Consider the following 12,938-nt stretch of genomic DNA (forward strand, 5'->3'; position numbering starts at 1 on the left):
ATCCTGCTCCGCCCGCCCCGGCCGATCCCCTCCGCGAGAGGGAGACGAGGGAACGAGCATGAGCATCGCAGCCGTGCCCGCCGCTGAGGCGGGGACCGACACGATCCTCTCGGTCAATAACATCGAGGTGATCTACGACCACGTCATCCTGGTGCTGAAGGGGGTGTCCCTCTCGGTGCCGCGCGGCGGCATCGTGGCGCTGCTCGGCGCCAACGGTGCCGGCAAGACGACGACGCTCAAGGCCGTGTCCAACCTGCTGCGGGCCGAACGCGGCGAGGTGACGAAGGGCTCCATCGTGTTCGACGGCGAGCGTGTCGACCGCATGACGCCGAACGAGCTGGTGCGGCGCGGCTGCATCCAGGTGATGGAGGGGCGTCACTGCTTCGGCCACCTCACCATCGAGGAGAACCTGCTGACCGGTGCCTTCACGCGCCGCGACGGGGCGGCCGCCATCCGGCGCGATATGGAGATGGTCTACGAATATTTCCCGCGCCTCCGGCAGCGCCGCAATTCCATGTCGGGCTATACGTCCGGCGGCGAGCAGCAGATGTGCGCCATCGGCCGCGCGCTCATGTCCCGGCCGAAGATGATCCTCCTTGACGAGCCGTCGATGGGCCTGGCGCCGCAGGTGGTGGAGGAGATCTTCGAGATCGTGAAGGATCTCAACGCCAAGGAGGGGGTGTCCTTCCTCCTTGCTGAGCAGAACACCAACATCGCCCTGCGCTATGCCACCTACGGCTACATCATGGAGACGGGGCGCATCGTGATGGACGGCGACGCCGCCTCGCTCAGGGAGAACGAGGACGTCAAGGAATTCTACCTCGGCATCGGCGAGGGCGAGCGCAAGTCCTTCCGCGAGGTGAAGAGCTACAAGCGCCGCAAACGCTGGCTGATGTAGGGCGAAGGAGGGACGCGGGCGGGACCGCTCCTTCCCGCGCCATGCACCCGACCGCCGCTGAGAGGACCGATGAAGGATTTCTACGACCATCGCGAGACGCGCGACCCGGCGGCGCGGGAGGCGGAGCTTCTCGCCCATCTGCCGACGATCGTCGCCAAGGCGATGCAGGCGCCCGGCTGGGCAGCGCATCTGGCCGGCGTACAGCCGCTCGACATCACGAGCCGCGAGGCGCTGGCGAGCCTGCCGGTGCTGCGCAAGTCCGACCTGCCGGCCCTGCAGAGCGCGGCGCCGCCCTTCGGCGGCTATGTCGCTGACGCGCCGGGCAGCTTCGGCAGGCTTTTCGCGTCGCCCGGGCCGATCTTCGAGCCGGAAGGGGTGCAGGCCGACCCGTGGCGCACGGCGCGGGCGCTTCACGCCGCCGGCTTCCGCGAGGGTGACGTGGTGCTCAACACCTTCTCCTATCACCTGACGCCGGGCGGCTTCATCCTCGATTCCGGCGCACGGGCGCTTGGCTGTGCCGTCATTCCTGCCGGGCCGGGGAATACCGAGCAACAGCTGCAGGTCATGGCTGCGTACCGTCCCACCGCCTACACCGGCACCCCCGATTTCCTGAAGGTCCTGCTCGAGGCGGCCGATGCGGCCGGACTCGACACCTCCTCGCTGCGCCGGGCGGTGGTATCGGGGGCCGCCTTTCCGGCGTCGCTGCAGAAGGCTTTCGCCGAGCGCGGCATCGAAGGCTACCAGCTCTATGCGGTGGCCGAGTGCGGGGCCATCGCCTACGAGACGCCGGCTCGCGAGGGCCTCGTCGTCAACGAGGATATCATTGTCGAGATCGTGCGGCCGGGCACCGGCGACCCGGTGGCGGAAGGCGAGGTGGGCGAGGTGGTCGTCACCTTGCTTGATCCGCATCGCCCCATTCTGCGCCTGGCGCTCGGCGATCTGTCCGCCATCATGCCCGGGACGAGCCCGTGCGGACGCACCAATCAGCGCATCCGGGGCTGGCTGGGGCGCGCCGACCAGACGACGAAGGTGAAGGGCATGTTCGTGCGGCCGGAGCAGGTGGCCGAGGTCGGCCGCCGCCACCCGGAGCTCGGCAAGCTGCGCCTCGTCGTCACGCGCGAGAACGAGATGGACGTGATGACGCTGCACGCCGAGGCGGCCAACGCCGACCTCGTCGATACGGCGGCCGTGGCCGGGACGCTGCAGGCGGTGACGAAGCTGAGGGGCGGTGTCGTGGTGGTCGCGCCCGGCGCGCTGCCCAACGACGGCAAGGTCATTGCCGACGAGCGCAAGTACAACTAGCCGGCGCAGGGCGCGGGAGGCCGGGCGCCCTGACCTCGGCTACTGGAAGACGATGCGCCCTTCGGGCTTGAGGTCGATGGTGCCGAGCTTGCGGGCGTAGACCATCACGTCATTCGCCGTCAGCTTTCCGGCGACGTCGAGATCGCCGCCTTTCACGCCCGCCGCCAGCATCGTGTAGCCGTCGCCGCCCCGAAGCATGAAGTCGTTGGTGGCGACCGTGTAGGTCCGGTCGTCCTGGATGGGTGCTCCGTCCACCGTCACGGCGACGACGCGGCTGCCGGCGGGGCGGCCGGGAGCTACCGTCACCTTCAGTCCCGACACCTGCGGGAAGCGGCCGGCGCGCTGCTCCATCTGCGAAAAGCCGTTTTCCAACGCGGCCTTCACCTCCTTGCCGGTGATACGGGTCACGACGGTGCGGTTGCCAAACGGCAGCTCGGTGAGGATGTCGCGGCGCGTCAGCTGGTGGCCGGCCGGATACTGCTTGTTGCCGCGGATGCCGCCGCCATTGGTGATGGCGATGTCGGCACCCGACGCGGCGCGCATGGCGTCGGCGATGAGATCGCCGATGGCCGCCTCCTGCGAGCGGACGATGGCGGTGCGGCTGTCGAGGGGGGCGGCGAGCGTGGCGACCGTGACGTCGAGTTCCTTGGACAGTTCCGCCTCGTAGCGCGCGACGACCGCCAGCACCTCCGGATCGGGCTCAACGGTGCGGGAATCGTTGACGCGGAATGTCGGGGTCCACGTCACCTTGCGGTCCTTGCCCTCGCCGGTCACGGTGGCGGTGAAGTCGATGGCGGTGACGTAGTTGCCCTCCTCGTTCGATTCCACCATCACGGTCTTGCCGTCGAAGCCGATGGCGAGGTCGTGGTCGTGGCCGGTGAGCAGCACGTCTACGAGGCGCGAGCGCACGATCTCGAAGTCCATCGCCCGGTCGGTGTGGGTGACGGCGACGACGAGGTCCGCCCCCTCCTCGCGCAGCTTCTTCGCTTCCCTGCGCAGCGTGTCCATCACCGGCAGGAAGGTGATGTCGCCGGGGCTGGACATCTGCGGCACGTTGTCGAGGATGAGGCCGACGACACCCACCCTGACGCCGCCGAGGTCGAAGATGGCGCTGTCGCGGTGGCCGGGCAGCGGCTGGCCAGCGGCGTCGCGCATGTTGGCCGCGAAGAAGGGGAACTCCGCCTCGCGCAGGCGGGCGAAATAGACATCCTTGCCGAAGTCGAACTCGTGGTTGCCGGGCACGAAGACATCCGGCTTGATCATGTTGGTCAGCGCGACGATGTGGGCGCCCTGATCGAAGCCGGACATCAGTGAGGGCGAGAAGCAGTCTCCGGCATGGCAGAAGAGCATGGGCACGCCACGCGCCCGCTCGGCCTTCACGATCGCGGCGAGGCGCGGGAAGCCGCCACGCCCCTTGTCCTCGTTCATCTTGTAGATGTCATTGACGAGCAGCAGGGTGAAGCTTGTCGGCGGCGGTGCTGCATCGGCGCCCGTGGTCAGCGTGGCAGCTGCGAGGCCGGCAGTCACGCCGAGGCGCAGGGTCTGGCGACGGGAGATGGGACTCATGGCAGGCTCCAACAACCGGTGGCACCTTGCGGGAGGATGTGTGGGCGCGGCCGCATGATGTCGGGCCGCGCTGCGGCCAGCAAGCGGTGGAGATGTCGCCGCAAGTCGGATATCCGCCCATGTGCGGCGATCGGTCCGCCGGCGCGTGGCGCGGGTATATTGGACAGGCGGCGAAAGGTGTCTACATGAGGCCTGTCGCGCCTGTGCGAGCAACGAATGGAGAGCGAAACAGTGTCCTTGAGCGAAGCGGCGTCCCGCGCTGTGCGCCTTCCTGCCGATCATCAGCCTGTCGCGGTCGGGCGCATCGGTGTGCTGCTGCTCAACCTCGGCACGCCCGATGCCACCGACTACTGGTCGATGCGCCGCTACCTCAAGGAGTTCCTCTCCGACAGGCGTGTCATCGAGACGCCGCGCATCCTGTGGTGGCCGCTGCTCAACGGCGTCATCCTGACGACGCGCCCCGCCCGCAAGGGCAGGGACTACGAGACGATCTGGAACAGGGAACGCAACGAGTCGCCCCTGAAGACCATCACGCGCTCGCAGGCCGAGAAGCTGGCGCAGAGGCTCGCTTCCCTGCCTGGCGGGGAGGAGGGGCGCATTGTCGTCGACTGGGCCATGCGCTACGGCAACCCGAGCATCAAGGAGCGGCTCGAGGCGCTGCAGCGTGCGGGCTGCGACCGCATCCTGCTCGTGCCGCTCTATCCGCAGTATGCGGCGGCGACCACGGCCACCGCCTGTGACAAGGCCTTCGAGGCGCTGATGCGCATGCGCTGGCAGCCGACCATCCGCGTCTCACCGCCCTATCACGACGATCCCGTCTACATCGGCGCGGTGGTGGACAGCCTGAAGGCGGAACTCGCGAAGCTCCCGTTCGAGCCGGAGATCATCATCGCCTCCTTCCACGGCGTGCCGAAGGACTATCACCTGAAGGGCGATCCCTATCACTGCCAGTGCCAGAAGACGGTGCGGCTCATGCGCGAGGCCCTCGGTCTGCCGCCGGAGCGGCTGCTGCTCACCTTCCAGTCGCGTTTCGGGCGGGCCGAATGGCTGCAGCCCTACACGGACATGACGGTGAAGGGCCTTGCCGAGAAGGGCGTCAAGCGCCTCGCCGTCATCACGCCGGGCTTTTCGGCCGACTGTCTCGAGACGCTGGAGGAGATCGCCGGCGAGAACGCCGAGATCTTCCGCGAGCACGGCGGTGAGCACTTCGCGGCCATCCCCTGCCTCAACGACTCGCCCGAGGGCATGCGCGTCATCGAGCACATCGTGAGGCGCGAGCTGCAAGGCTGGATCTGACGGCCGGTCTCGCGCGGCACCGCGACACATCCTGCCGCTCCGTCGGCAGGTGAGGCCTGTCGCTTGCGGTCCTGCACGCATCCGGATGTGATATGAAGCGCCGCCGCCGTATCCGTGTGCGCGCGGCGGCAACGTATTGCGCCGGGGCTCCGCGTGAGAGGGGGCATCATGTTCGGTTTCGATATCTTCGTCGTCGTTCTCGTCGGTCTCGTCGTCCTGACGATCGCGCTCGGCGTGCGGACCGTGCCGCAGGGCTACGCCTACACGGTGGAGCGTTTCGGCCGCTACTCGCGCTCGCTGGGCCCCGGGCTTGGCCTCATCGTGCCCTTCATCGAAACCATCGGGCACAAGGTGAACATGATGGAGCAGGTGCTCGACGTGCCGAGCCAGGAGGCCATCACCAAGGACAACGCCACCGTCAGGATCGATGCCGTCTCGTTCTTCCAGGTGCTGGACGCGGCGCGGGCCTCCTACGAGGTGGCGGACCTGTCGCAGGCGCTGCTGACGCTGACGATGACCAACATCCGCACCGTCGTCGGCTCGATGGACCTCGACCAGCTCCTGTCGCACCGTGACGAGATCAACGAGCGGCTGTTGCGCGTCATGGATGCCGCGGCCTCGCCCTGGGGCGTCAAGGTGACGCGCATCGAGATCAAGGACATCCTGCCGCCCGCAGACCTCGCCGATGCCATGGCCAGGCAGATGAAGGCCGAGCGCGAGAAGCGCGCCAGCATCCTCGAGGCCGAGGGCGAGCGCCAGGCGCAGATCCTGCGTGCGGAGGGCGAGAAGCAGGCGCAGATCCTCGCCGCCGAGGGCCGCAAGGAAGCCGCCTTCCGAGACGCGGAGGCGCGCGAGCGCCTGGCCGAGGCCGAGGCCAGGGCGACCGCGCTCGTCAGCGAGGCCATCGCCCAGGGCGACCTTGCCGCTGCGAACTTCCTCGTCGCCGAAAAATATGTCGATGCGCTCAAGGGCCTCGCAGCCGCGCCCAACCAGAAGGTGGTGGTGGTGCCGATTGAGGCGGCGAGTGTCGTCGGCACGCTCGCCGGTCTCGGCGAGATCACCAAGACGGTCTTCGGCGAGGGGGGGACTGGCACTGCCGCGGCGCGGCAGCTCCAGAGCGCCCGCCGTGGCAGTGTGCCGGCGAGCGGCGGCCCTGGCGCGGGCGGGCCGGCCTGACGGGAGGCGGATATGATCCGCGATGCGATCGTGGCCCTCGGGCCGTGGAGCTGGGTTGTGCTGGGCTTGCTGCTCGCTGCGCTCGAGCTCTTGGCGCCGGGGGTATTCCTCATCTGGTTCGGCCTCGCCGCCATCGTGACGGGTCTGCTCGACGCCGTGTTCGACCTGTCGTGGCAGACGAGCGCCATCATCTTCGCGCTGCTGTCCGTGGTGAGTGTCGTCGCGGGCCGCCTCGCCACCCGTCGGCGCGGCGTGCACGAGGCCGAGCAGCCCTTCCTCAACCGGCGCGGGGCGGCGCTCGTCGGCCGCCGCTTCACGCTCGACGCCCCCATCACGGGCGGCGAAGGCTGGGTGCGCGTCGACGACAGCGTCTGGCGTGTCGTGGGGCAGGATTGTCCGGCAGGGACGCGGGTCACCGTCACGGGCATCGACGGGGCCAATCTCGTCGTCGTGCCGGACGGGGACGGCGGCGCCTGAGGCGCCGTCGCCAGGGAGTCACTGCTGCAGGCAGATGCGGCCGTGCCGCGCCCGGCCGGCGAGCTGACGGAAGTCCCGCCCGGACATGCGGACGATCGTCTCGTGGTCGCCCGCCTCGAAATAGATCTCCGAGAGGTTGGCCAGCGTCTCGTCGACGATCATCGGCATGCCGTAAGCGGCGCCGAGCGGGGGCACCGCGCCGCGCGCACAATCGGGAAAGAGGCGCTCGATCTCCGCCTCGTGGGCGAGCTCGATCTCCTCGTCGAGCATCTCGCTGACGGCACGAAGGCTGAGGTGCCGCGAGGCGGGCAGCACGGCCAGCATGTAGCCGGCCCTGTCCTTCAGCACGACCGCCTTAGCGATCATGTCGGCGGGCACCTCGCAGGCCTTCGCCGTGCGCATCGAGGTGGCGGTGGGTTCGTGGCGCATGAGGTCGTAGGTGACGCCGCTGCGCGACAGGTAGTGTTCGAGCCGTGGTGCTGTGGACATGACGCGTTCTCCCTTCGCGGGCGGGCCTTCACCCCGCTCGGGACCGACGCGATGTTGTCCGCCACGGCCTTGCGGGGCCTGTGACGACGATGATGTTGGCCGCGCCGCCCGACGGGCGGCCCCCCGGCTCCTGGAGAGGATCATACCGTCTGGGGTCCGGCGCGGAAAGCACGATCGGGCGGCCTGACGGCGCCCGGACCCTCAGGCAGCGCCGGCGCGCAGGAGGTCGAGCACGTGGATGATGCCGACCGCGCGCCCGTTCTCGGCGACCACGAGGGCGCCGACCTTCATCCGCTCCACGACTTCCAGCGCTTCGCCGAGCAGCGTCTCCGGCGCGACGGACTTGGGCGTGGGGTTCATCACCTCCTCCACCCGCTGGGCGAGCAGCGAGGGGTTCATGTGACGGCGCAGGTCACCGTCGGTGACGATCCCGACGAGTCGGCCGTCGTCCTCCGTCACCAGCACGCAGCCAAAGCCCTTGGCGCTCGTCTCGACGATCGCATCGGCCATCGAGGTGCCGCGGCGCACGATCGGCAGCCGCTCGCCGGTGTGCATGATGTCGCGCACGAATTTGAGCTGCGCGCCCAGCTTGCCGCCCGGGTGATAGATGCGGAAATCCTGCGCCGAGAAGCCGCGGCTCTCGAGCAGGGCGATGGCCAGTGCGTCGCCGAGGGCGAGCTGCATCGTGGTGGAGGTCGTGGGGGCGAGCCCGTTCGGGCAGGCCTCGCTCGCCTTGGGCAGTGCCAGGCACACGTCGGCCTCACGGCCGAGCGTCGACTGCGCGCTCGACGTGAAGGCGATGAGCGGCACGCGGAAGCGCTTGGCATAGCCGATGATGTCGGAAAGCTCCGCCGTCTCGCCCGACCAGGAGAGGGCGAGAATGGCGTCGTCCGTCTGGATCATGCCGAGATCGCCGTGGCTCGCCTCGCTGGGGTGGACGAAATAGGCGGGCGTGCCTGTGGAGGCCATGGTAGCGGCGATCTTGCGGCCGATGTGGCCGGACTTGCCCATGCCGGTCACGATGACGCGGCCACGCGCCCCCGAGATCGTGTTGACGGCGGCCTCGAAGGGGCCGGCCAGCTCCCTTTCAAGCGCCGCGATCAGCGCCTCGAGCCCGGACCGCTCGCTCGACAGCGTGCGCAGGGCCGACGCCACGGCCGTCCCGGACCTGCGCTGCGTCGTGCCGGTGTCGCGGGCTGCAAGGCTCGTCATGGTGATCATCCTGTTCTTGTCCTGCTCCTGGCGTCAGGCGCCCGGTTGTTCGCGCGGTCTTTAGCACGGCAGGCGCCGGCAGGCGAAGCCCGCACCGGGTTACCGGGCGTTAACCATGTCGCTTTAGCCTCCATTAACCACGCTGGCCGCTTGCCGGAGGCCTCTCCAGGGCGGCCGCATCGCATTGCTGCTGCAGGAAAGCGTCGATTTGCGTCAGTGCCCCCCCATAGTCTCGCGCCGGTGCGGCGCTGCGCCGCTCGCAGCGTGCATCGCTGCCGGTGCGATTCTTCTGGCAGGGCCGGCCGCACACGGCCAGGAGGGGGCGTCGTTTCTCTCGTTGCGCGGCACTGTGCAGCCCGGCCACGACAGCGGCGGGGCGGTGCCGCTGCCGGGCGTGCTGGAGACGCCCGCCGAGGCACCGCAGGCCCCGTCGCCTTCCCCCGTCTATCGCCCGGTGCGGGCGCCGGTCTCGCTGGAGCGCAGCCCGCTGCGCCCGTCGCAGGGGCTCTCCGCGGGCGAGCCGCTGTCGCTCGGCAGCGTGCCCCGGTTGCCACGGCCGGACGAGGAGGAGGATCCGTGGGGGCCGCTCGGCCTGCGACTCGGCACGCTGACCGTCTTTCCCTCGATCGAGATCGATGGTGGCTACGACAGCAATCCACGGCGCGAGGGCGGTGCCGGGAAGGGGGCGGCAGCCATCCTCACGCGCGGCGAGGTTTCCGTGCGGTCCGACTGGTCGCGCCATGCGCTCACCGGCCATCTGCGCGGCTCCTACTGGGCCTTCCCGGCCCTCGAGAAGGCGGACCGGCCTGAGGCGGATGCCCGTCTCAACCTGCGCCTCGACGCCACGCAGGACACCACCATCAATATCGAGGGGCGTGGCTCGCTGACGACGCAGCGTTCCGACAACCCCAACCTGCCGGGCGGGGTCGTCAATCAGCCGACCATCGTTTCCTATGGCGGATCGCTGGGCGCCACGCACCGCTTCAACCGTCTGGCGCTTGGCGTGACCGGCTCCGTCGAGCGCAATGTCTATGGCGATGCCGAGTTTGCCGACGGTAGCCGTCTTGACCAGGGCTATCGCAACTACAACGAATACGGGCTGCGGCTCAGGGCGGGCTACGAGGTGCACCCCGGCCTTGAGCCCTTCGTCGAGGGGCTGGTCGACCGCAGGCAGTATGACGAGCGGTTCAACGCCGGCGGCTTTGAGCGGTCGTCCAGGGGCCTCGGCGCGCGCGTCGGAACGACCTTCGAGATCACGCGTCTCATCACCGGCGAGGCGGCGATCGGGCACCAGGTGCGCAAGTATGACGATCCGCGCCTTGCAGACCTGCGTGGCCCCATCGGCGAGCTGTCGCTGATCTGGCGGCCGTCGGCGCTGACGACCGTGCGGCTCACCGGCTCCAGCTCCCTCGGCGAGACGACCATCGCCGGATCGAGCGGCGTCGTGAACCGCAGCGCTACGCTGGCGCTGGAGCACGCCCTGCGCCGCAACCTCATCTTCACGGCCTCGGCGACCATTGGCGAGAGCGACTACAGGGGCGTGGACCTCAGGGAGAGGGAATTCACCGGCGCCCTCGGGATCGAGTGGAAGCTGACGCGCACGCTCGCCGTGCGGGCCGGCTTCACGCACGAGCGGCTAGACAGCTCCTCGCCCGGTGAGGACTACACGGCCAACATCTTCCTCGTCGGGCTGCGCCTGCAGCGGTAGGGCGGCGGGCACCGGCAGCCGGCGCCCGCCATCCGCATCACTTCTTGGCCAGCAGGGCTTCGAGCTCGCGGCGGTAGTCGGCGCCGAGCTCGGGATGCGACAGTGCATAGGCGGCGTTCGCCGCCAGGAAGCCCAGCTTGGAGCCGCAGTCGTAGATGTCGCCGTCGAAACGGGTGGCGAAGAACGGCTGCGACTTCGACAGCGTGATCATGGCGTCGGTGAGCTGGATCTCGCCGCCGGCGCCACGCTCCTGCTTGGCGAGCAGATCGAAGATCTCCGGCTGCAGGATGTAGCGCCCGGAGATGGCGAGATTGGAGGGGGCGGTGCCCTTGGCCGGCTTCTCGACCATCTGCGTGATCGGATAGACCTTGCCGTTGCCAATGGGCTCGCCGACGCCCGTGATGCCGTATTGGTGCGTCTGGTCGGCCGGCACCTCGTAGACGGCGATCATGTTGCCGCCGGTGGCGTAGGCCTCGTAGGCCTCGATCATCTCGGCCAGGCAGGGGCGCGCGCCGAGGTGCAGCATGTCGGGCAGGAGCAGGGCGAAGGGTTCGTCGCCGACGATGTCGCGCGCGCACCAGACGGCGTGGCCGAGGCCGAGCGGCCCCTGCTGGCGGGTGAAGCTGGTCTGCCCGGGGCCCGGCAGGTCACGACGCAGCTGCTCGAGTTCCTTGGTCTTGCCCCGCGCCTCGAGCGTGCGCTCCAGTTCGAACTGGCTGTCGAAATGGTCCTCGATGACGCCCTTGTTTCGACCCGTCACAAAGACGAAGTGCTCGATGCCGGCGGCTCGCGCCTCATCCACCACGTGCTGGATAACCGGGCGGTCGACCACCGTCAGCATTTCCTTCGGCATCGCCTTCGTGGCGGGCAGAAAACGGGTGCCGAGGCCCGCGACGGGAAATACGGCCTTTCGGATCGGCTTCTTCATGGAACCCCAAGGACTGGAGGGCACAACGAGAAACACGGCCCGGCGCCCTCTCTTGCCCTGGCCGTGCCCACACGAGATGCTCGCCGATCTTGACCGGCGAACGTGTCAATCGCGTAACGCGATTGACGGCTGAACGCTGCCGGTCTGTCAATAGTTCCGCGGGCTGCAGAAGGCGCCCGCGCGACAGCCAGGCGCGGGAGGGGGGATGGGGGCATGAGCGTCGCGGTGACCGGCGGGGGCGGCTACATCGGCAGTCATATGGTTCTCGAACGCGTGGAGGCGGGGGAGCGGGTCGTCGTGCTCGACGGCCGATGCTTCGCGCATCCGTGCCTTTTTCGACTGGGAGCCCCGGTACGACGGCTTCGATACGATCGTTGCCCAGGCGCTCGCGTGGGAGAGGAGGCTCGCCGGGCAACCGGCCATCTGAGGCCGGTGTCAACGTTTTTGCAACCATATGGCGCGAGCTAGTGGAGCGAGTGCGTAGGCGTGGCGGCTTCGGCCGCGTTTTGAACGGGGATCCGACATGCGGCATGGCAGCAGGGACGGGGAGACGGACTTCACCACCGCAAGCCGCGGGGGGCGCGTGCCGCTCGCTGCACTTGCCGTCAGCCTCGCCCTTGGGGCGTGCGCCTCGACGGAGGTGGTGTCCGTCGGCAGCATCACGCCCTATGCGCCGACCGAGCACAGGCTCACGCCAGAGGCGCCGCGCAGCCCGGCCCGCATCTCCCGTGGGGAGGGGACGCCGTCCCCGTCCTTCCGCGTCTTCGTCGCTGCCCTTTGGCCGGAGGCACAGGCCCGCGGCGTCTCGCGCGCCGTCTACGACGCGGCCTTCGCCGGCGTGACGCAGGACGAGAAGGTCATCGCGCTCACCAGGAAGCAGGCTGAGTTCTCCAAGCCGATCTGGGAATATCTCGCCTCAGCCGTTTCGCAGAACCGGCTGGAGCGTGGCACGCCCCTGACGCGCGAGTGGGCCTCGACCCTCGACGCCATCGAGCGCACCTATGGCGTCGACCGCAAGGTCGTCATGGGCGTCTGGGGCATGGAGACGAATTTCGGCAGCTTCACCGGCTCGCACTATGTCGTGCGAGCACTCGCGACGCTCGCCGAGGCCAGGTATCGCGGTGACTATTTCCGCAACGAGCTGCTCACGGCTCTCGTCATCCTGCAAGAGGGGCACATCACGCCTGACCGGATGGAAGGCTCGTGGGCCGGCGCCATGGGCCAGACGCAGTTCATGCCGTCAAGCTTCATGCGCTACGCGGTCGACTTCACCGGCGACGGGCGGCGCGACATCTGGACCTCGGTGCCTGATGCGCTGGCCTCCACGGCCAACTACCTCAAGCAGAACGGCTGGCAGCCGGGGCTGCCGTGGGGCTTCGAGGTCAAGGTGCCTTCGGGTTTCCGCTATGGGCGGCAGGCCAGATCCTTCGCCGACTGGGCGGCAGAAGGCGTGCGCCGGGTGGACGGGCGCCCGCTGCCGGCGGCGGGCGAGGCGCGGCTCTTCCTGCCGGCCGGGGCGCGCGGGCCGGTCTTCCTGGTGACGAAGAACTTCGACGTCATCAAGCGCTACAACAACTCCGACGCCTATGCCCTCGGTGTCGCCCATCTCGGCGACCGGCTCTACGGCGGGGCGCCGATCCAGGCGCCGTGGCCGACCGACCAGGTGCCTCTTGCCAAGCACGAGCGGGAGGAGCTGCAGCGCCACCTGGTGCGCCACGGCTATCACATCGGCGAGATCGACGGGCGCATCGGCTCGCATACGCGCGATGCCATCTTCGCCTTCCAGGAGAGCCGCGGCCTCGTCGCCGACGGGCACGCCGACGGCCGGCTGTTGGCGCTGCTCCGCCAGACGCGGTAACATGCGCCCGTCCCGGCCGCGGCCGGGG

At 69.1% G+C, this 12,938-nt stretch carries 11 protein-coding genes; 7 read left to right on the forward strand and 4 right to left on the reverse strand.

Features of this window, described 5'->3' with window-relative positions:
• Positions 1 to 58 precede the first annotated feature (58 nt).
• Together HNQ73_RS07235 and HNQ73_RS07240 are read left to right on the forward strand one after the other, a co-directional pair.
• On the forward strand, positions 59 to 898 hold the full coding sequence (locus HNQ73_RS07235) for an ABC transporter ATP-binding protein (RefSeq protein ID WP_183333718.1): 840 nt from the start codon (positions 59 to 61) through the stop codon (positions 896 to 898).
• 69 nt (positions 899 to 967) lie between these two features.
• Complete coding sequence (locus HNQ73_RS07240; RefSeq protein ID WP_183333720.1) at positions 968 to 2,200, forward strand: phenylacetate--CoA ligase family protein; 1,233 nt, start codon at positions 968 to 970, stop codon at positions 2,198 to 2,200.
• 39 nt (positions 2,201 to 2,239) lie between these two features.
• Here HNQ73_RS07240 and HNQ73_RS07245 read toward each other — a convergent pair whose 3' ends face one another.
• Positions 2,240 to 3,766: a bifunctional metallophosphatase/5'-nucleotidase gene (locus HNQ73_RS07245; RefSeq protein ID WP_183333721.1), complete on the reverse strand. Its 1,527-nt coding sequence runs from the start codon at positions 3,764 to 3,766 to the stop codon at positions 2,240 to 2,242.
• A gap of 216 nt (positions 3,767 to 3,982) precedes the next feature.
• Between HNQ73_RS07245 and hemH the strand changes: the two genes are divergently transcribed.
• From hemH to HNQ73_RS07260, 3 genes are all read left to right on the forward strand, one after another.
• The gene (hemH, locus tag HNQ73_RS07250; protein WP_183333722.1) at positions 3,983 to 5,062 is read left to right on the forward strand and encodes a ferrochelatase; all 1,080 of its coding nucleotides are present in this window, start codon (positions 3,983 to 3,985) and stop codon (positions 5,060 to 5,062) included.
• 168 nt (positions 5,063 to 5,230) lie between these two features.
• Positions 5,231 to 6,238 (forward strand): SPFH domain-containing protein, encoded by a 1,008-nt coding sequence (locus HNQ73_RS07255; protein WP_183333723.1) that lies wholly within the window; start codon positions 5,231 to 5,233, stop codon positions 6,236 to 6,238.
• Between the two features lie 12 nt (positions 6,239 to 6,250).
• A complete protein-coding gene (locus HNQ73_RS07260; RefSeq protein WP_183333724.1) occupies positions 6,251 to 6,715 on the forward strand; it encodes an NfeD family protein in 465 nt (154 codons plus the stop codon).
• A gap of 18 nt (positions 6,716 to 6,733) precedes the next feature.
• On the opposite strand, the gene HNQ73_RS07265 is transcribed toward HNQ73_RS07260, so the two are convergent.
• Together HNQ73_RS07265 and HNQ73_RS07270 are read right to left on the reverse strand one after the other, a co-directional pair.
• The gene (locus tag HNQ73_RS07265) at positions 6,734 to 7,204 is read right to left on the reverse strand and encodes an aminoacyl-tRNA deacylase (protein WP_244649982.1); all 471 of its coding nucleotides are present in this window, start codon (positions 7,202 to 7,204) and stop codon (positions 6,734 to 6,736) included.
• A 201-nt stretch (positions 7,205 to 7,405) separates the two neighbouring features.
• Positions 7,406 to 8,416, reverse strand: coding sequence for a KpsF/GutQ family sugar-phosphate isomerase (locus tag HNQ73_RS07270; RefSeq protein ID WP_183333725.1), 1,011 nt, complete (start codon positions 8,414 to 8,416; stop codon positions 7,406 to 7,408).
• A 337-nt stretch (positions 8,417 to 8,753) separates the two neighbouring features.
• Between HNQ73_RS07270 and HNQ73_RS07275 the strand changes: the two genes are divergently transcribed.
• Positions 8,754 to 10,124 carry an outer membrane beta-barrel protein gene (locus HNQ73_RS07275; protein ID WP_183333726.1) on the forward strand — a complete coding sequence of 457 codons (1,371 nt, stop codon included), beginning with the start codon at positions 8,754 to 8,756 and terminating at the stop codon, positions 10,122 to 10,124.
• 37 nt (positions 10,125 to 10,161) lie between these two features.
• Here the strand turns inward: HNQ73_RS07275 and galU are convergent, their stop codons facing one another.
• Positions 10,162 to 11,052, reverse strand: a complete 891-nt coding sequence (gene galU / locus HNQ73_RS07280; protein ID WP_183333728.1) for a UTP--glucose-1-phosphate uridylyltransferase GalU — start codon at positions 11,050 to 11,052, stop codon at positions 10,162 to 10,164.
• Positions 11,053 to 11,575: 523 nt separating this feature from the next.
• On the opposite strand from galU, the gene HNQ73_RS07285 reads away from it, so the two are divergent.
• On the forward strand, positions 11,576 to 12,910 hold the full coding sequence (locus HNQ73_RS07285) for a lytic murein transglycosylase (protein WP_183333730.1): 1,335 nt from the start codon (positions 11,576 to 11,578) through the stop codon (positions 12,908 to 12,910).
• Positions 12,911 to 12,938 lie beyond the last annotated feature (28 nt).

Origin of the sequence: Chelatococcus composti (genome assembly GCF_014201415.1) — a bacterium.
Lineage (GTDB): Bacteria > Pseudomonadota > Alphaproteobacteria > Rhizobiales > Beijerinckiaceae > Chelatococcus_A > Chelatococcus_A composti.